The 17,039-nt window shown below is 71.4% G+C and carries 14 protein-coding genes; 5 read left to right on the top strand and 9 right to left on the bottom strand.

What is annotated here, in order from left to right; translation table 11 throughout:
* The 3 genes from ACFY0T_RS04580 to ACFY0T_RS04570 all read right to left on the bottom strand — a co-directional run bounded on the left by ACFY0T_RS04580 (position 1) and on the right by ACFY0T_RS04570 (position 2,642).
* Positions 1 to 1,077 (bottom strand): S1C family serine protease, encoded by a 1,077-nt coding sequence (locus ACFY0T_RS04580; protein ID WP_388864524.1) that lies wholly within the window; start codon positions 1,075 to 1,077, stop codon positions 1 to 3.
* A 112-nt stretch (positions 1,078 to 1,189) separates the two neighbouring features.
* Complete coding sequence (locus tag ACFY0T_RS04575; RefSeq protein WP_388864749.1) at positions 1,190 to 1,801, bottom strand: class F sortase; 612 nt, start codon at positions 1,799 to 1,801, stop codon at positions 1,190 to 1,192.
* 325 nt (positions 1,802 to 2,126) lie between these two features.
* The gene (locus ACFY0T_RS04570) at positions 2,127 to 2,642 is read right to left on the bottom strand and encodes a hypothetical protein (protein WP_388864523.1); all 516 of its coding nucleotides are present in this window, start codon (positions 2,640 to 2,642) and stop codon (positions 2,127 to 2,129) included.
* Between the two features lie 497 nt (positions 2,643 to 3,139).
* Here ACFY0T_RS04570 and ACFY0T_RS04565 point away from each other — a divergent pair, with 497 nt between their 5' ends.
* Positions 3,140 to 3,784: an NADPH-dependent FMN reductase gene (locus tag ACFY0T_RS04565; RefSeq protein WP_388864522.1), complete on the top strand. Its 645-nt coding sequence runs from the start codon at positions 3,140 to 3,142 to the stop codon at positions 3,782 to 3,784.
* Between the two features lie 74 nt (positions 3,785 to 3,858).
* On the opposite strand, the gene ACFY0T_RS04560 is transcribed toward ACFY0T_RS04565, so the two are convergent.
* Both ACFY0T_RS04560 and ACFY0T_RS04555 read right to left on the bottom strand, forming a co-directional pair.
* Positions 3,859 to 4,563 carry a formylglycine-generating enzyme family protein gene (locus tag ACFY0T_RS04560; RefSeq protein WP_388864521.1) on the bottom strand — a complete coding sequence of 235 codons (705 nt, stop codon included), beginning with the start codon at positions 4,561 to 4,563 and terminating at the stop codon, positions 3,859 to 3,861.
* 111 nt (positions 4,564 to 4,674) lie between these two features.
* Entirely contained in the window at positions 4,675 to 6,318 is a 1,644-nt protein-coding gene (locus ACFY0T_RS04555; RefSeq protein WP_388864520.1) for a M4 family metallopeptidase, read from the bottom strand.
* Between the two features lie 230 nt (positions 6,319 to 6,548).
* Here ACFY0T_RS04555 and ACFY0T_RS04550 point away from each other — a divergent pair, with 230 nt between their 5' ends.
* Positions 6,549 to 6,968 carry a gamma-glutamylcyclotransferase family protein gene (locus tag ACFY0T_RS04550; protein WP_388864519.1) on the top strand — a complete coding sequence of 140 codons (420 nt, stop codon included), beginning with the start codon at positions 6,549 to 6,551 and terminating at the stop codon, positions 6,966 to 6,968.
* A gap of 36 nt (positions 6,969 to 7,004) precedes the next feature.
* On the opposite strand, the gene ACFY0T_RS04545 is transcribed toward ACFY0T_RS04550, so the two are convergent.
* The 4 genes from ACFY0T_RS04545 to ACFY0T_RS04530 all read right to left on the bottom strand — a co-directional run bounded on the left by ACFY0T_RS04545 (position 7,005) and on the right by ACFY0T_RS04530 (position 13,008).
* A complete protein-coding gene (locus ACFY0T_RS04545) occupies positions 7,005 to 9,086 on the bottom strand; it encodes an alpha-galactosidase (RefSeq protein ID WP_388864518.1) in 2,082 nt (693 codons plus the stop codon).
* Positions 9,087 to 9,200: 114 nt separating this feature from the next.
* Entirely contained in the window at positions 9,201 to 11,474 is a 2,274-nt protein-coding gene (locus tag ACFY0T_RS04540; protein ID WP_388864517.1) for a molybdopterin oxidoreductase family protein, read from the bottom strand.
* Between the two features lie 5 nt (positions 11,475 to 11,479).
* Complete coding sequence (locus ACFY0T_RS04535; protein ID WP_388864516.1) at positions 11,480 to 12,286, bottom strand: hypothetical protein; 807 nt, start codon at positions 12,284 to 12,286, stop codon at positions 11,480 to 11,482.
* Positions 12,287 to 12,300: 14 nt separating this feature from the next.
* Complete coding sequence (locus tag ACFY0T_RS04530; protein ID WP_388864515.1) at positions 12,301 to 13,008, bottom strand: vancomycin high temperature exclusion protein; 708 nt, start codon at positions 13,006 to 13,008, stop codon at positions 12,301 to 12,303.
* A 212-nt stretch (positions 13,009 to 13,220) separates the two neighbouring features.
* Here ACFY0T_RS04530 and ACFY0T_RS04525 point away from each other — a divergent pair, with 212 nt between their 5' ends.
* The 3 genes from ACFY0T_RS04525 (at position 13,221) to ACFY0T_RS04515 (ending at position 16,968) form a co-directional block, all read left to right on the top strand.
* Positions 13,221 to 14,138 (top strand): sirohydrochlorin chelatase, encoded by a 918-nt coding sequence (locus ACFY0T_RS04525; protein ID WP_388864514.1) that lies wholly within the window; start codon positions 13,221 to 13,223, stop codon positions 14,136 to 14,138.
* Between the two features lie 73 nt (positions 14,139 to 14,211).
* Positions 14,212 to 15,609 carry a deoxyguanosinetriphosphate triphosphohydrolase gene (locus tag ACFY0T_RS04520; protein WP_388864513.1) on the top strand — a complete coding sequence of 466 codons (1,398 nt, stop codon included), beginning with the start codon at positions 14,212 to 14,214 and terminating at the stop codon, positions 15,607 to 15,609.
* 93 nt (positions 15,610 to 15,702) lie between these two features.
* On the top strand, positions 15,703 to 16,968 hold the full coding sequence (locus tag ACFY0T_RS04515) for an NAD(P)/FAD-dependent oxidoreductase (RefSeq protein WP_388864512.1): 1,266 nt from the start codon (positions 15,703 to 15,705) through the stop codon (positions 16,966 to 16,968).
* Positions 16,969 to 17,039 lie beyond the last annotated feature (71 nt).

The raw sequence follows: 17,039 nt of genomic DNA, 5'->3' as shown, positions 1-17,039 counted from the left end.
TCACTCCGCCAGCGTGACGTCGATTTCCCAGGGGTCGCCGACTTTGACCGGTGTCCCGTTGACGTCCGTGCCGGCGACCGTAAACACGCCGCTGACTTTGAGCTTCTCACCTGGTGCGGACGACTGAAGGATGTTGCACACCTCAGGGACGGTGGTGACCGGAGTGCCCTTGAGGTCGGTGATGACGTCACCGGCCTCAAGTTTCGCCGCGCTGGCCGGAGAGTTGCTGTCCACACCCAGCACGACGAGACCGTCGATTTTCTTGTCGACAAGACGTTTCTGAAGCGACTGAGCGTCGGCTTGTAGTTCATCGGGGAAGTAGTCGGCGAAATTCGGGTCGGTGAGCGCGACCAGTGACTGCCATCCGGGATTGTTCTTGCTCTTTCCGTCGGCGAGCCCTTGGAGGAGGGGTTCGGCGTGGTTGCTGCTGATGGCATAGTTCTGGTTCTGAATCTCGCCTCCGGCGGCGGAGTCGTTGATACCGACAAGCTTCGCTTCGTCGTTGAGCAGGGGACCTCCGGAATTTCCGGGGTTGAGCGTCGCTGAATGCTGGACGGTGGACGGGAGGTCAGGCAGACTCACATTGCCCGTCTCGGCGACGTCGGGCGACTGGACCACCCCGCTGGTGAGGACAGCCTTCTGATTGCTCGCGTCGCCTGCCGCCTCGGGGTAGCCGATCGCCGTCACTTCGTCCCCCTGCTTGAGGTCGCGGCTGTCGCCGAACTCCACCTGCTTCAGATCCTCTTGTGGCGTCGCGAGTTTCAGGACCGCCAGGTCTTCGCAGGGATCACTTCCCAACAGCCGGACAGGAACGGGATTGCCGTCCTCGATGCGGACTTTGAGAGCGGTCTCACCGGCGACTACATGAGCGTTGGTGAGGATGAGTCCTTCATCGGCGTTGTAGATGATTCCCGTACCGGAACCCAGACTGCCCAGCACTTGCACGGTCGCGGGCGCCACCTTTTCAAAGATCTCCTTCGGTGACATGTCGTCCGCCGTGGCCGTGGGTGCCGTGATACCGCAGCCCAAAGCAATGGCTGACGCGGTGGCGACGCATATTCTGGCTATCGGCCGCATAAGGGCCTCCTAGCTCCCGGCCGGAGGTGTCCACACTCAAGGCGGGGGAAGATCTGCCCTTTTCAGCGTAAGGCTCCCGCAAACGTCTGTCGCGGGGAAGGGCGGCCGCTGGTCATCCGGTGCGGCTCCCCGTCAGGTGGGCGAAGACGACGACATTGCCCTGGTACCCCGTCGTCTTCGAGTAGCCGCCGCCGCAGGTGATGACGCGGAGTTCGGGGCGGGGGGCGGCGCCGTACACCTTGTCGTCGGGGAAGTCGCGGGCCTCGTACACCTCGACGGCGTCGACGGTGAAGACGGCCGTGCTCTCGTCGCGCCGCGCCACCTCGATGGTGCTGCCCTTCTTGACGGCGCCGAGGTCGTAGAAGACGGCGGGGCCGTCGGCGTTGTCGACGTGTCCGGCGACGATGGCGGTGCCCCGCTCGCCGGGGGTGGTGCCGGCCTCGTACCAGCCGGCGAGGTTCTTCTTCTCGGGGGGCGGCACGTCCAGGCTGCCCTGTGGGGTGAGGCCGAGGCCCATCAGCGGGGCGTTCACGCCGATCGAGGGGATGCGGATGCGCTCGGGCGGGGAGTGCGGCAGCGCGGGTGCCGCGGAGCGGGGGTCACCGGCGCCGGGTGACGCGGCCTGCGCGGCGGACGGCTGGGGCGGCGCGTGGGTATCGGCGCCGCTGCGCAGCAGCCAGGCGCCGGAGCAGAGCGCGAGTGCGGTGACGGAGGCTATGGCGATGTTGCCGGCGTGGCCGACGCGACTGACGCGACTGACAGGGCTGAGGCTGACAGGGCCGACATGACCGGCCTGGCCGATCTTGCCGATCTTGCCGATCTTGCTGATCTTGCCGGACTCGCCGGTCCTGTCGGTCCTGCCGATCCTGTCGGACCTGCCGACCATGCTGATGTCGCAGGCCTTGCCCGTCCTGCTCAGACGCCGCACGTGAGCCTCCTCTCTGGTGCTCCTTTCTGGGGTCCCGTTCCCCCTCCGGGCCGCGAGGGGCGTCGGGCCACGGAGGGGGAGGGGACGGCGGTACCGGTGGACGGACAGCGGAGGGTGTCCGTCAGATCCCGTCGCCTCTCGCCCGGCGATGCAGGAGCCAGGTACCGCCCGCGGCGGCGACGGCCAGGGCCGCCACTCCCGCCGCGGTCTGCACGGGGTCGGGGCCCAGAGCGCCGCCGACCCCCGTATTCACATGTCCGCGCGGTTGGATCTGGTCGCGCGTGGACGTCAGGGTCACGATCAGGTCCCCCGTCACCTGCCGGCCGCCGCCGCACTTCGCGACGATCTCGTACGTCCCCGGCTGCGCGCTCGGCGGCACCCGGAACTGGCCGATCGCGTCGTGCTCATGCGCGCTGGGGGCGAGCATGAAGGTGCCCGCGCCCACCGCGCTGGCGTCGCCCGTCGCCGTCTCCGTGCCGCACGCCGCCGTGTTGACGGTGACGTCGGTACCCGGGACGACGGTCGAGGGGAACACCTCCAGGCTCCCCGTGGACCCGCCGTAGGCGGGCGCGCCGGCGAGGCCCGCGGCGGCGACGGCGAGCGCGGTACCGGTCAGCAGACGGGCGGTACGTCGCATCGTGCTTGCTCCTCCGAGGGGGCACGGCCCGCGACACCCCCAAGTGCCGCTGCGTCGGTCGTGCCCCTGCTCTACCGAGGTAAGTGGCACATGGCCGCGCGCGCTTCCTGAAGGAGCGTCAGAAATGATGTGAATGGGTGTCAGCTGAGGCGGCAGGGGGAGGGTGATCGGTGACATTTCAGCAGGTCACGGGCGTAGGGCAGAGGGGTCGTGGAAAAGAACCCGAAGGGGGTGGGGCGGGGGTGTGAACGGGTGATCGGGCTGCGTGGCGGAGTCGGTGCCGGAGTCGGTGCCGGGGTGGGTTTCGGGGTGTGTCGGGGTGGCGGAGAGGGGATGCCGCGCGGGTGCTGCGTGAGTCCGCGTGAGCGGTGCGTGGGTGCCTTGTGGGTGCCTTGTGGGGGTCTGTGCGGCTTGAGGTCCGTCCGGCTTGAGGTCCGTGCGGCTTGAGGTCCGTCCGGCTTGACCTCAATAAAACTTGAGGTATGAGGCTGTGCGACATGAAGACAGCCACAGCTGAATCCACCGTCTCCGCCTCTGTCCCCGCCATCTCCGTTCAGGCGTCCGAGGCCCCGGTGCGGGTCGCCGTAGTCGTCGGCAGCAATCGCGAGGGGCGCTTCGGGCCCGTCGTCGCCGACTGGGTGCTCGCCCGGATCCGCGAACGCGACGACTTCGAGGCCGAGGTCGTCGACGTCGCCTCGGTCCAGCTCCCCACGGCTCTCTCGTCCTCGCCGTCCCCCACGGTGGCCGCCGAGCTGGCGAAGGTCACGCCCGCCCTCGCCGCCGCCGACGCCTTCGTCGTCCTCACCCCCGAGTACAACCACTCCTTCCCCGCCGGCCTGAAGAACCTCATCGACTGGCACTACTCCGAGTGGCGCGCCAAGCCCGTCGCCCTCGTCTCGTACGGCGGCCTCTCCGGCGGGCTCCGCGCCGTCGAACACCTCCGCCAGGTCTTCGCGGAACTTCACGCCGTGACGGTGCGGGACACGGTGTCCTTCCAAGGTGCGGGTGCCGCGTTCGACGCGGAGGGGCAGCCGCGCGACCCTGCCGCTCCGGCGGCTGCCGCGAAGGTGATGCTGGATCAACTGGGCTGGTGGGCCGTGGCGTTGAGGGAGGCGAAGGGGAGGAGGCCGTACGGGGGATAGGGGGGTGGTCTTTCGCCCCTCCGCCCCTACCCTCCCCCCAACGCGCCCCTGACCGGGCCCGGGCTTTCCCATATTCAGCGCGCGAGCGACCGCGCCACACGGAACCCCACGTCGTCGACCCGGAAGGTCGGATGGCTGCGGCGGCGCGCGGAGGCGCGGCAGCTCCAGTGCTCGTCGAACCAACCGCCGCCGCGCAGCACGCGGTAACTGCCGTAGACCTCGGGGTCGTAGAGGTCCCAGCACCAGTCCCAGACGTTGCCGAGCATGTCGTGCAGGCCCCACGGGTTGGGCCGCTTGCCGCCCACGTCGTGGATCCGCTCGTGCGAGTTGCCGCGGTACCAGGCGATCTCGTCGAGCGGCCCGTACCGCGGCCCGCTCGTGCCGGCGCGGCAGGCATGCTCCCACTCGGCCTCGGTCGGCAGCCGGTACCCGTCGGCGGCCGCGTCCCACTCGACCCGCTCACCATCACCGTCGAGGTGGTACGCGGGCACGAACCCGTCACGCTCCGACAGCGCGTTGCAGAACAGGACCGCGTCCCACCAGGAAACGCCCTCGACGGGCAACCGGTCCCCGTGGACAGCGCCCGGCCGCAGCCCGGTGATCTTTGCGTACAGCTCCTGTGTGACCGCGAACGCCGCCAGCTCGTAGGGCGCGACCTCGACCGGCCAACTCCGCCGCGTCCGCCGGTCCGACAGCGTCACCCGCCCCGGCGGGACGGCGACCATCGTCGGCCCTACCGGCGGGACCGCGGTCGTTTCGTTTCCTGCGTGTGCGCCCATGGGCAGGCGATCCTATCGGCGCGTCCACGGGCAGGCGATCCTGTGGGGATGGGCGCCTGCCCTTGGACGACCGCAGACAGGTAGACAGTCGGAGTCGTTCGGCCGGGCGGATCAGCCGACCGACACCGCCGACCAGGCCGCCGCCACCGCGTTGTACTCCGTGCTGCCAGCGCCGTACAGGTCCTTCGCCGCGTTCAGGGTGGCCGTACGGGCGGCCGCGTAGTTCGTCGAGGATGTCATGTAGACCGTCAGCGCCCGGTACCAGATCTTGCCGAGCTTGTCGCGGCCGATCCCCGTGACGGTCGAGCCATTGCACGTGGGGGAGTTGTAGCTGACGCCGTTGATCGCCTTCGCGCCGCTGCCTTCCGCCAGCAGGTACGCGAAGTGGTTCGCGACGCCCGAGGAGTAGTGGACGTCGAGATTCCCCACCGAACTGCTCCAGCAGTCCGCCGAGTTGCCGTCCCTCGACGGCTTGTCCATGAAGCGGAGGGCCGGCTTGCCGAAGCCGGAGCGGACGATCTTCTCGCCGATCAAGTAGTCACCGAGGTCGGAGGAGTTGTTCGCGTACCACTCCACCAGCGTGCCGAAGATGTCCGACGTCGCCTCGTTGAGCCCGCCGGACTCGCCCGAGTAGGTCAGCGCCGCCGTCTTCGACGTGACGCCGTGGGACATCTCGTGGCCCGCCACGTCCAGCGCGACCAGCGGTCCGAACGTCGTCCCGTCGCCGTCGCCGTACGTCATGCAGAAGCAACTGTCGTCCCAGAAGGCGTTGTTGTAGTTGCTGCCGTAGTGCACGCGGTTGTACGAGCCCTTGCCGTCGCCCGCGATACCGCTGCGCCCGTGGACGTTCTTGTAGTAGTCCCACGTCTCGTTCGTGCCGTACTGCGCGTCGACGGCGGCCGAGGAACGGTCCGAAGTCGCCCCGGTGCCCCAGTGGTTGTCCGCGTCGGTGAAGAGGGTCGCGGGGGCGCGGCTGATGCAGATCCCGAGGACGCACAGGTCCGTCTTGTTCGCGGCGTCTCCCGTGTAGGTGTTGCCGCGCGTCGGGTCCTTGAGCTGGTACGTCGATCCGGACAGCGTGGTCTCCAGCGGGACCGCGCCGCTGTACAGCGACTTCCCGTCGCCCGTCGCCGTCTCGATGCTGTCCCAGGCGTCGATCTGCGCGCCCGTGCGGGCGTCGGTGAGCACCGTGCGGGCGAGCGGGTTGCCCAGCGAGTCCTGGGCCACCGCCTCGGTGCGCCAGGCGAGCTTCGGTGTCCCGTGCAGGGCGTCGACGACCAGCTGTGGCTTGGCCGTCACCTTCTTCAGGGTCTCGCCCAGGTTCGCGGCACGCAGGGCGTTCACCGCCAGATCCGAGGCCTTCGGCGCCGACAGCTCGGGCGTCACGCTCGTCAGCGAGATCGCGCGTGTGGTGGCACGGTTGGCGCTGCGGTACGAGCCGTTCGGTGCCAGGTGGACCACGAAGTCGCCGCCCAGCACAGGCAGTTGACGGTACGTACGGTCATAGCGCACATGCTGGCTGCCGTCCGCGTCGACGACGACGTCGCGGACGCTGGTGTCCTCGGCGGAGGTCAGGCCCAGCCGTGCGGCCTGGTTCACCAGCGCGGACGTCGCGTTCTGGATCGCGGTGGCCCGGCTCGGCCGGTCGGCCGCGTCCGCGGTGGGGGTGAGCGCGGCGGCCAGCAGGGTGGCACTGGTCGCGGCGATGCCGGCGGTGGCGAAACGGGAACCTCGGATGTGCCGTATCCGACTCATCGGTCTCCTAGGGGAGGCGCCTTGGGGCGCGTGGGGGCGGCGCGGGAGTTGACTCAGATTTAAAGGTCCATGACATGGCATGTCCATAGCGCTTACTGGCGGATGTGTGTGGGTGTGTGGGGAGTGAGAATCGTTTCTGCGAAGGACTCGGAACGGAGGTCGATCACGGCCACGGCTGACTGGCCTACCGTCCTGACCACGACCGATGCCGCAGAGGAGGAGACCGCTTCTTGAGCGAGGTCGAACTGCCCTTTTTCGTCTACGGCACCCTGCGCCCCGGCGAGCGCAATCACGATCTGTTCCTGCGGGGGCGGACGCGGTCCGAGGTGCCGGGGCGGATGCGGGGGATCGTGCTGTACGAGGGGCCCGGGTATCCGTACGCGGTGGAGGAGCCCGGGGGTGTCGTGTGCGGGGAGCTGGTCACGGCGTTGCCCGAGGCGTACGGGGAGTTGCTCGCGGCGCTCGACCGGCTGGAGGAGTACGTGCCGGGGGACCCGCGCAACCTGTACGAGCGCGTGGCGCGGGACGTGATGTGCGGGGAGGGGAGGGTCGTACGGGCCTGGGTGTACGTGGCCGCGCCCGCCGTTGCCGGCCGGCTGCGGGGCCGGGGGAAGCTCATCGAGGGTGGGGAGTGGCGGTCGGGCGGGTGAGGTGGGGGTGTGGGTACCCGCCCACAGCTATGACGGCTACGACGTCACCCGGAGCAACACCACCGCCGGAGCCTCGCCCAACCGCACCCGTACCCCCGCCCCGGCCCACTCCGCCGAACCCCCCGGCGTCGAGGGGTGCAGCACCTCCACCCGTACGTCGTCCAGTCCCGTCAAGTGCGGTACGGGCAACACCCGTTCGGCGGTGTCCCCGCCCCTCCGCCACACCAGTACATACGTCGCCCCCGCGAACGGCGCCCGCAACCCCAGGGCGATCCAGTCGTCCGTCCAGCCGGGCAGCCCCAGGGGCCAGAAGGGCAGCGCGGTGGGCAGATCTCCGCGTATCGACTTGTACGTCGCCACCGCGTCCCGTACCAGCGTGAGCTGACTGGGTGTCATGCGGTCGAGGTGGCCGGAGAGGTGGATGCGGCCGAGCAGTGCGGAGCCGAGGGTGAAGGCGATCTCGGGGTCGGTGAACTCCGGTTGCGGGTAGGCCCACACGGCACCCTGCTCCGGCGGCACCGCCGTGGGGGCGGCGGCCGCGATTGGCGGGTAGCGCAGGGGGTCCTGCTGGTCGGAGGTGGACTGGAGCTGGGTGACGGCGAGGGACGCGCCGTCCATGCGCAGGCCGCCCGAGGCGCAGTTCTCCAGGACCAGGCCGGGATGGCGGTCCAGGACGGACGAGAGCCAGGCCAGCCAGGCGCGGGAGTGGGCGAGGTGCCCGGGTGCCGACGTGGTGATGTTGTAGTCGAGCTTGAGATAGCCCACGCCCAGGTCGCCGACGAGGCGGTCGACCGTCTCGTCGAGGTGGGCGCGGGCCGCCGGATGGGTCAAGTCCAGCTGGTGGCGCCCCTGTTCGGTGACCCGCACGCCACCCTCGTACCGCAGGAACGCCCCGTCGGGCAGCTCGCGCGCGACCGGGCTGCGCACCCCGACCACCTCCGGCTCCAGCCACAGCCCCGGCACCATCCCGCGCTCGCGGATGCGGTCGAGCACGGCCTCGAAGCCGCCGGGGAAGCGCCGGGGCGACGGCAGCCAGGCGCCGACGCTGTCCCACCAGCCCATCCCGGACTCGGCACCGTCCCCGGCCTCGTCGTCGTACCACCCGGCGTCGACGCAGAAGTACTCCGCGCCCGCCTCGGCCGCCGCGTCGACGAGCGGCAGCAGCTTCTCCGTCGTCGGGTCGCCCATCAGCGTGTTCATGTAGTCGTTGAAGACGACGGGGAGGCGCTCGTGGTCCGGGTGCGGGCGGCGTACGAGACGGCGGTACGAGGTCAGCGCGGCCAGCGCTCCGTCGAAGCCGTCGCCGAGGGCGAGGGCCGCATACTCCGAGGCGAACTCCTCACCGGGGCCGAGGACTTGGCGCCACCGGTGGTCGTCCGCTGTCGGCCCGCTCAGGGACAGATACGTGTGGTGGTCCGCCTCGCCCGTCTCCCACAGCCAGCTCGCGGCGGACTCGATCTGCCACAGCAGACAGCACCCGTCCGTGCGGTCGGTGAACGCGCCCATCGGCAGATGCCCGTCGGTCGGCCAGCTGCCGCGCCCGGCGAGCCGCATACCGGCCCGCCCGTCGTGTTCGTGAAACTCCCGCCCGACGTCGGGCACCGACTCCCGCAACTCCTCCCCGTACCAACGACATTCGGCGAGCCAGTCGTTGCGCGCCCGGTGCACGTCGAGCACGTCCGGGGAGGGCAGGGCGCCCAGCAGCAGACTGCTCACCGAGCGCACGGTGACGGGCGTGTCCGCGTCGTTGCGCAGCCGGACGCGGGAGCGCAGCACCGGCACGCCGTCCGGCGAGGAGTACTCGACGAGCACGGCCAACTGGCCTGCGGGATCCTGGAGTTCGATGGTCAGATGGTGCCAGCCGTCGCCGTACGTCGCGTGGTGGGCGCGGTACCTCAGGCGAGGCCCGAGCGCCGTACCCGTGAAGCGCGGCCCGGACCAGCCGGTGCCCGCGCCGAACAGGGTCACGTCGACCAGCGGCAGCGCGGCCTCGACGGCGACCTTGACGTCCTGGTCGCCCGGGCGTGCCAGCCGGATCAGCCGAGGGGTGTCATCGTCGAGATCGAAGTCGGCGGTGAGCTCCGAATGCCCCCAGCGGTAGCCGGACTCCTGAGCCATGCGATCCCCCCGGGGCGGCCTGCGCGTCCTGTCCCGCGGCGACGCCGCGGGACCAGGGCGTCCCGCCCCACGGCGACGCCGCGGGACCGGATGCCAACACCCCGACCGATACCCCTACTTCACCGCCTCCACCCGCACCGCGCACGTCTTGAACTCCGGCATCCGCGAGGTCGGGTCCAGGGCCGGGTTGGTGAGGGTGTTGGCCCGGCCCTCGCCCGGCCAGTGGAAGGGCATGAACACGGTGTCGGGGCGGATGGTGGTCGTGATCCGGGCCGGTGCGACGGCCCGCCCGCGCCGTGACACCACGGCCACCGCGTCCCCGTCCGCCGCGCCGAGCCGCTCGGCCAGCCGCGGATGCATCTCCACGAACGGCCCGGGCGCCGCGGCGTTCAGCTCGTCGACCCGCCGCGTCTGCGCACCCGACTGGTACTGCGCGACCACTCGCCCGGTGGTCAGCAGGACCGGATACTCGTCGTCCGGCTCCTCGGCCGCCGCCCGATGGGACACCGGGACGAAGCACGCCCGGCCGTCCGGAGTGGCGAAACGGTCGAGGAAGAGGCGAGGCGTGCCCGGGTGGACACCGCCCGGGAAGCCGTCCTCGGCCGGGGCGTCCGCGACCACGCCCAGCGAGGCGCCCTCAGCCAGGTCACCACGGAGCACGTCCAGCGAGCCGTCCCCGGCCGGGTCGTCCGAATCCACGTCCAGCGAGCCGTCCCCGGCCGGATCGTCCGGACCCACGTCCAGCGAAGCGTCCTCGCAGTCGCCGAAGCCCGCCGCGTCGGCCGGTGCCGGGCACGGCCAGAACACCCCGTTCTCCTCCGCCAGTCGCCGGTAGGTGATCCCGGAGTAGTCCGCCGCGCCGCCGGCGCTCGCCCTGCGCAGCTCCTCGAAGACCTCCTCCGGGTCCGTGGGGAAGCCCTTCTCCACGCCCAGCCGGGCGGCGATTTCGTGCAGGACGTGCAGGTCGCTGTGTACCCCTTCCGGCGGGGTGATCGCCTGGCGGCGCAGCAGCACCCGCCCCTCCAGGTTCGTCGTCGTGCCCATCTCCTCGGCCCACTGCGTGACCGGCAGGACGACGTCCGCGAGGGCGGCCGTCTCGGAGAGGACGACGTCGGCGACCGCGAGGAAGTCCAGGGACTTCAGGCGTTCCTCGATGTGCGCGGCACGCGGCGCGGACACCACCGGATTGGAGCCCATCAGCAGCAGGGAGCGGATGTCCGTCCCCATCGCGTCGAGGAGTTCGTACGCACTGCGCCCGGGCCCCGGCAGCGAGTCCGGGTCCACGCCCCACACCTCGGCCACATGGGCCCGCGCCGCCGGGTCCGTGAGCTTGCGGTAGCCGGGCAACTGGTCGGCCTTCTGGCCGTGTTCGCGACCGCCCTGCCCGTTGCCCTGCCCGGTGAGGCAGCCGTACCCGGACAGCGGACGGCCCGCACGGCCCGTAGCCAGACAGAGGTTGATCCACGCGCCCACGGTGTCCGTGCCCTTGGACTGCTGCTCGGGGCCGCGCGCGGTGAGCACCATGGCGGCCTCCGGCTCGCAGAACAGCCGTACGGCTTCCCGGAGTTGAGGAACGGACACCCCCGTGATCCGCTCCACGTACTCCGGCCAGTGCGCCATGGCCGCCGCCCGCGCCTCTTCCCAGCCGTTCGTACGGGCCCGGATGTACTCCTCGTCGGTACGCCCCTCCGCGACGATCAGGTGGAGCAGCCCCAGCGCGAGCGCCAGGTCCGTACCCGGACGCGGCGCCAGATGCAGGTCCGCCTGCTCGGCCGTCCGGGTGCGGCGCGGGTCGATGACGATCAGCGTGCCGCCGTTCTCCTTCAGCTCGGTGAGGTAGCGCAGTGCGGGCGGCATCGTCTCGGCGAGGTTGGAGCCGACGAGGATCACACAGCCGGTCCGCGGGATGTCCTCGAGGGGGAAGGGCAGCCCGCGGTCGAGGCCGAAGGCCTTCATTCCGGCCGCCGCCGCGGACGACATGCAGAAGCGGCCGTTGTAGTCGATCTGCGAGGTGCCGAGGACGACGCGGGCGAACTTTCCGAGGGCGTACGCCTTCTCGTTCGTCAGTCCGCCCCCGCCGAACACCCCGCACGCGTCCGGGCCATGCTCCGTGCGCGTGCGGGACAGCCCCTCGGCGATCCGGTCGAGGGCCTCGTCCCAGGTCGCGGGCTCCAGGACGCCCGCGTTGCGGACCAGCGGGGAGGTCAGCCGCACCCGGGACGAGAGCAGCTCGGGCGCGGTACGGCCCTTGCCGCACAGCGCGCCCCGGTTCACCGGGAAGTCCGCGCGCTCGGTCACCTCGACGCCCCCGGCGGGCGCGGGCGTCAGATTCATCCCGCACTGCAGGGCGCAGTACGGGCAGTGGGTGGGCGTCGCGGTGGTGTTCATACACCTCAGCGTGCGTCGGGCGTGTTACGTACCGGGGCGGGGAGCGTTACGCGGCCGGGACGGGGACCTCCCGGCCGGGCGCGGCCCGCCGTGAGGTGCGCCGACAGGGTCTCGGCGTGCAGGGCGGTCTCGCCGGGCGGCACGTGCAGTTCGGTGTCGTTCAGGTTGACCTGCCCACCGACAGTGGCCCCGTTCAGCCGGACCTGACCATGGGCGACGAGGCCGACGGCCCACACGTCGGTGCCGATCTCCGCGTGGTTGAGCTGGAGAACCGGCTCCTCGGACGCTTCGTGATCGGGAGTTCCCGGCGTGTCCGGAGCGTCGGGCGCACGCCCCAGCTCCGCCCCGTTCACGAAGAACGCGCCGGACAGCCGCGCCCCCTGGAGCCGCACCGGGCCGGTGATCCGGCAGCAGCTGAGCCGCAGCACCCCGTCGACGCGGAGTGTGCCCGCGGTGAGCCCGGGCAGGACCGAGTCGCTCAGCACCAGGGCGCGGATCTGCGCCCCGTACAGGTTCGGCGCCTGTTCGAAAGAACAGGACCGCAGCCGCACGGCGTGCCCGACCGTCCCGTACATGAGGTGCAGCTGCCCGGTGATGCGCGCGCCCGTCAGCTTCAGACCGGCTATCTCGCCGTCGTGGTCGGGCCCGTCGATCAGCAGCGCCCGCAGCACCTCGGCGCGGACCGTCCGCTCGGGTCCCCAGGACGCGCCGGCCGCGGGGTCGTCGGTGCCCTCGCGCAGGTCGACTCCCTCGCCGCGCGGGAAGGCCTCCCAGACGCGGCGTTCCGCGGGGGTCAGGTCGGTGATCTCCATCCGCGGGACCGTACTCACTTCCCGTCCGCGGCCAAAGCCCGCGCGACCCCCGGCTCCTTCGGTCCCAGGAACCGCGGATCCGGCTTGAACACCGCGTCCAGCGCGGCCTTCCCCGCGGCGAAGATCTCGCGGGTGCCCCCGTAGTACCAGGTGGCGTCGTGCTTGGCGTCGACGCCGATGCCGTACGAGGAGACGCCCGCCGCCTGGCACAGGGCGACCGCCCGCCGGATGTGGAAGCCCTGGCTGATCAGTACGGCCCGGTCGACGCCGAAGATCTTCTTCGCGCGGACGCAGGAGTCCCAGGTGTCGAAGTCGGCGTAGTCGCTGACGATCCGCCCGTCCGGCACGCCGCGCTTCGTCAAGTACGCGCGCATCGCGTCCGGCTCGTCGTAGTCCTCGCGGCTGTTGTCGCCGGTGACGAGGACGACCTTGATCCGGCCGGCCCGGTACAGCTTCGCGGCCGCGTCGAGGCGGTGGGCGAGGTACGGCGACGGCTCGCCGTCCCACAGGCCCGCGCCGAAGACGACCGCGACCTCCGTGCGCGGGGCGTCGGCGGTGGTCCGCAGCCGGTCGCCCGTCACCACGTACATCCAGGTCGCGGGCAGCAGCGCGAGTACACACAGCAGCATGAGCCCCTGCACGGCGCGCCGCTGTCCGGTACGCGTACGGGGCAGACGCAGCACGCGCGGTCTGCGCGGTTTCGGTAGCTTCGGACGGCGCATCGAACGGTCCCCTCCCCAGGTGGCCTCGACCATGGAGGACGCGGCGTGGGGTGATCCGGTTCGCGGCCGCAAGAGTGACCAGATTCACTCGGGGAGCCGTCGTCGCAGGTCAGGAAGGCTCACACACCCCGTGCGGCCCCTCGTGAACCCCCGGAAAACACCCGTCATGCCCGCGCAACGACCTGGCAACCTGCGGCCGTCAGGATCGCTCCATGACGGCGTCGAACCCTCCTCGCGACGAGTCCCTGTACCGCCCCGGCGGCCCGCCGCCACGTGGCGCCCACCCAGACAGTCACCTCGACAGTACGGCGCAACTCATGAACCGGATCACCAGCCAGCTCGGCAGCCAGCTCAGCCTCGTCTCGCTCAATGGCACCCGCCGCCCCGCGGCGCCCGCGCTCGTCCTCGTGGCGCACGGCAGCCGCGACCCGCGCGCGCTGAGCACCGTGCGCACGCTGATGGAGCGGATCCGTGAGCTGCGCCCCCACCTGTCCGTGCGCCTGGGTCACATCGAGCTGAACGAGCCCCTGCTGCCCGACACCCTCGCCTCACTCGACAGCGGCCAGGCCGTCCTCGTACCGCTGCTGCTCAGCCGCGGCTACCACGTCAAGCACGACATCCCCGAAGCCGCGGCCGCCGCGCCGAACGTGGCCACCCGCGTCGCCGCCCCGCTCGGCCCGCACCCGCTGCTCGTGGAGACCCTGTACGCGCGGCTCGTCGAGGCCGGCTGGCGGACCAGGATGAGCGACACCGCCCGCCGCGCCAGCGCGGTCGTGCTCGCCGCGGCCGGCTCCCGCGACCCCGACGCGGCCGTCGACACCCGCCGCACCGCCCAGCTGCTCGCCGAACGGCTCGGCGTTCCCGTCGTCCCGGCGTACGCCTCCGCCGCCTCGCCCACGGTCCCCGCCGCCCTGCGCGCCCTCGCCGCCCGCGGCCGCCACCGGGTCGCCGTCGCCTCGTACTTCACCGCCCCCGGCCGCTTCGCCACCCAATGCGCCGAAGCCGCCCCCTGGATCGCCGCCGAACCGCTCGGCGACCACCCGGCGATGGCCCGACTCGTCCTGCACCGCTACGACCAGGCCGTCGCGACCCCCGAGCCCTCCCCGGAGCGTGCGCTGGCCTCGGCCTGAACCCGACGGCTCCACCCCGTTCGGCGCCACCGCCTCCGACCCGATTGTCACCGCCTGCGTTTACTGTCGGGGCATGGACGGCACTGCACCGAAGGCATACGAGAACCACACCGCGCAGGGCGGGTACGACGGGTCCGCCGTCGAGCGCTGGGCCGTCGAGCCCGACAAACGCCCTGGCCGCACCGCCTTCCAGCGCGACCGCGCGCGCGTGCTGCACTCCGCCGCCCTGCGACGCCTCGCGGGCAAGACCCAGGTCGTCACCCCGGGCACCCTCCCCCAAGTTCTCGGCTTCGCTCGAACAGGGGGGACCCCCATCCAGGTGTGGGACGCCAGCCCCCGTACGCGGCTGACCCACTCCCTGGAGTGCGCCCAGGTCGGCCGTGAGCTGGGCGCCGCCCTCGGCTGCGACCCCGACCTCGTCGAGGCGGCCTGCCTCTCGCACGACCTGGGGCACCCGCCCTTCGGGCACAACGGCGAACAGGCACTGAACGAGTTCGCGGAGGACTGCGGCGGATTCGAGGGCAACGCCCAGTCCCTGCGGCTCCTCACCCGTATCGAGCCCAAGCGCTTCGTCCATTCCGAAGCTGTGCCGTCCGCCGCTGCCGCGGCGGGCGACGACCTCGTCAGCGTCGGGCTCAACCTCACCCGCGCCGCCCTCGACGCCGCCACCAAGTACCCGTGGCCGCGCGGCGCCCACCCCGCCGACTCCAAGTCGCCGAAATTCGGGGTCTACGAAGACGACCGGCCGGTCTTCGACTGGGTCCGCAAGGGCGCCCCCGGCAGCCGTACGTGCTTCGAGGCCCAGGTCATGGACTGGTCGGACGACGTGGCGTACTCGGTGCACGACGTCGAGGACGGTCTGCACGCCGGCCACATCGACCCCAACTGCCTGCACGCCGAGCCCGAACGCCAGGAGATCTTCGCCGTCGCCATCGGGCGGTACGTGCCCGCGGACACGGATCCCGCCGAGTTGTCCGAGGCCCTCGACCGGCTCCTGGACCAGGAGTGGTGGCCGCACGGGTACGACGGATCGGCCGTCGCGCAGGCCCGGCTGAAGGACGCCACCAGCCAGCTCATCGGCCGCTTCTGCCTGGCGGCGGAGGGCGCCACGCGCGCGACGTACGGCAGCGGGCCGCTCACCCGGTACGCGGCGGAACTGGTCGTCCCTCGTGAGGCCCGGCATGAGTGCGCCGTTCTCAAAGCCGTCGCCGACCGGTACGTCATGCAGCGCGCCGAGCAGGAGCGGCTCCGCGCCGACCAGCGGATCGTCGTCGCCGAACTCGCGGAGGCGCTGACGGCCCGCGCGCCCGACGGCCTGGATCCGCAGTTCCGGGCGCTGTTCGACACGGCGATCGACGACCGTGCCCGCAAGCGGGTGATCGTCGACCAGATCGCTTCGCTCACCGACGCCTCGGCGCGTTCCCTGCACCTCAGGCTCACCACGCGTTCCCATGGGAGCGGAGGAGTGTGACCCTGCGTGGCCTGATCGGGGCACTCCCTCTTCCCGCATCACGCTGCGTGCGGGACGCTCGCATGTGGCGACATCCTTACGAGGAGGCATCAAGTGGTCGACGCGGATCAGACATTCGTCATCGTCGGAGGAGGTCTCGCCGGCGCGAAGGCGGCCGAGACGCTCCGAACGGAGGGCTTCACCGGCCGCGTGATACTGATCTGCGACGAACGCGACCACCCGTACGAACGCCCGCCCCTGTCCAAGGGCTATCTCCTCGGCAAGGAGGAGCGCGACAGCGTCTTCGTGCACGAACCCGCGTGGTACGCGCAGAACGACGTCGAGCTGCACCTCGGCCAGACCGTCGACGCCATCGACCGCACCGCCAAGACCGTCCGCTTCGGCGACGACGGCACCCTCGTCCACTACGACAAGCTGCTCCTCGCGACAGGCGCGGAGCCGCGCCGACTCGACATCCCGGGCACGGACCTCGCGGGCGTCCACCATCTGCGCCGCCTCGCCCACGCCGAGCGGCTGAAGGGCGTCCTCACCGCCCTCGGCCGTGACAACGGACACATCGTGATCGCGGGCGCCGGCTGGATCGGCCTGGAGGTCGCGGCGGCGGCCCGTGAGTACGGCGCCGAGGTCACCGTCGTCGAGCCCGAGCCGACCCCGCTGCACGCGGTCCTCGGCCCCGAGCTCGGCCAGCTCTTCGCCGAGCTGCACCGCGAGCACGGCGTCCGCTTCCACTTCGGCCGCCGGCTCACCGAGATCGTCGGCCAGGACGGCGTGGTGCTCGCCGCCCGCACCGACGACGGCGAGGAACACCCCGCGCACGACGTGCTCGCCGCGATCGGCGCCGCCCCGCGCACCGCCCTCGCCGAGACCGCGGGCCTCACCCTCGCCGACCGCGCGCACGGCGGCGGCATCGCGGTCGACGAGCGGCTGCGCACCTCCGACCCCGACATCTACGCGGCCGGTGACGTCGCCGCGTTCCCGCATGCGCTGTTCGACACCCGGCTGAGGGTGGAGCACTGGGCCAACGCGCTCAACGGCGGCCCGGCGGCGGCACGCTCGATGCTCGGCCGCGAGGTCACCTACGACCGGGTCCCGTACTTCTTCTCCGATCAGTACGACGTGGGCATGGAGTACTCGGGGTGGGCGCCTCCGGGCTCGTACGACCAGGTGGTGATCCGGGGAGACGCGGGCAAGCGGCAGTTCATCGCGTTCTGGGTGAAGGACGGGCGGGTGCTGGCCGGGATGAACGTGAATGTGTGGGACGTCACGGAGCCGATCCAGCGGTTGATCCGATCCCGGGCCCAGGTGGATGTGGAGGCTCTCGCCGATCCTCATGTGCCGCTGGAGACTCTGTCCGCCTAGGCGTCCGCGGGGTTGGGGCGTCCGGCGAGTGCGGGGTGTGTGGTTGCTCGCGCCCGCGGCGGAGCCCGGGG

The sequence above is a fragment of the Streptomyces sp. NPDC001530 genome (genome assembly GCF_042894545.1).
In the GTDB taxonomy this organism is placed as follows: domain Bacteria; phylum Actinomycetota; class Actinomycetes; order Streptomycetales; family Streptomycetaceae; genus Streptomyces.
This window is presented reverse-complemented; position numbering and strand designations above follow the sequence as displayed.

Bases quoted from the DNA above. Each gene is read 5' to 3' on its own strand.
- ACFY0T_RS04535 (WP_388864516.1), bottom strand. From the start codon at position 12,286: ATGGAGATCACCGACCTGACCCCCGCGGAACGCCGCGTCTGGGAGGCC.
- ACFY0T_RS04570 (WP_388864523.1), bottom strand. From the start codon at position 2,642: ATGCGACGTACCGCCCGTCTGCTGACCGGTACCGCGCTCGCCGTCGCC.
- ACFY0T_RS04530 (WP_388864515.1), bottom strand. From the start codon at position 13,008: ATGCGCCGTCCGAAGCTACCGAAACCGCGCAGACCGCGCGTGCTGCGT.
- ACFY0T_RS04565 (WP_388864522.1), top strand. From the start codon at position 3,140: ATGAAGACAGCCACAGCTGAATCCACCGTCTCCGCCTCTGTCCCCGCC.
- ACFY0T_RS04540 (WP_388864517.1), bottom strand. From the start codon at position 11,474: ATGAACACCACCGCGACGCCCACCCACTGCCCGTACTGCGCCCTGCAG.
- ACFY0T_RS04580 (WP_388864524.1), bottom strand. From the start codon at position 1,077: ATGCGGCCGATAGCCAGAATATGCGTCGCCACCGCGTCAGCCATTGCT.
- ACFY0T_RS04520 (WP_388864513.1), top strand. From the start codon at position 14,212: ATGGACGGCACTGCACCGAAGGCATACGAGAACCACACCGCGCAGGGC.
- ACFY0T_RS04545 (WP_388864518.1), bottom strand. From the start codon at position 9,086: ATGGCTCAGGAGTCCGGCTACCGCTGGGGGCATTCGGAGCTCACCGCC.
- ACFY0T_RS04525 (WP_388864514.1), top strand. From the start codon at position 13,221: ATGACGGCGTCGAACCCTCCTCGCGACGAGTCCCTGTACCGCCCCGGC.
- ACFY0T_RS04555 (WP_388864520.1), bottom strand. From the start codon at position 6,318: ATGAGTCGGATACGGCACATCCGAGGTTCCCGTTTCGCCACCGCCGGC.
- ACFY0T_RS04560 (WP_388864521.1), bottom strand. From the start codon at position 4,563: ATGGGCGCACACGCAGGAAACGAAACGACCGCGGTCCCGCCGGTAGGG.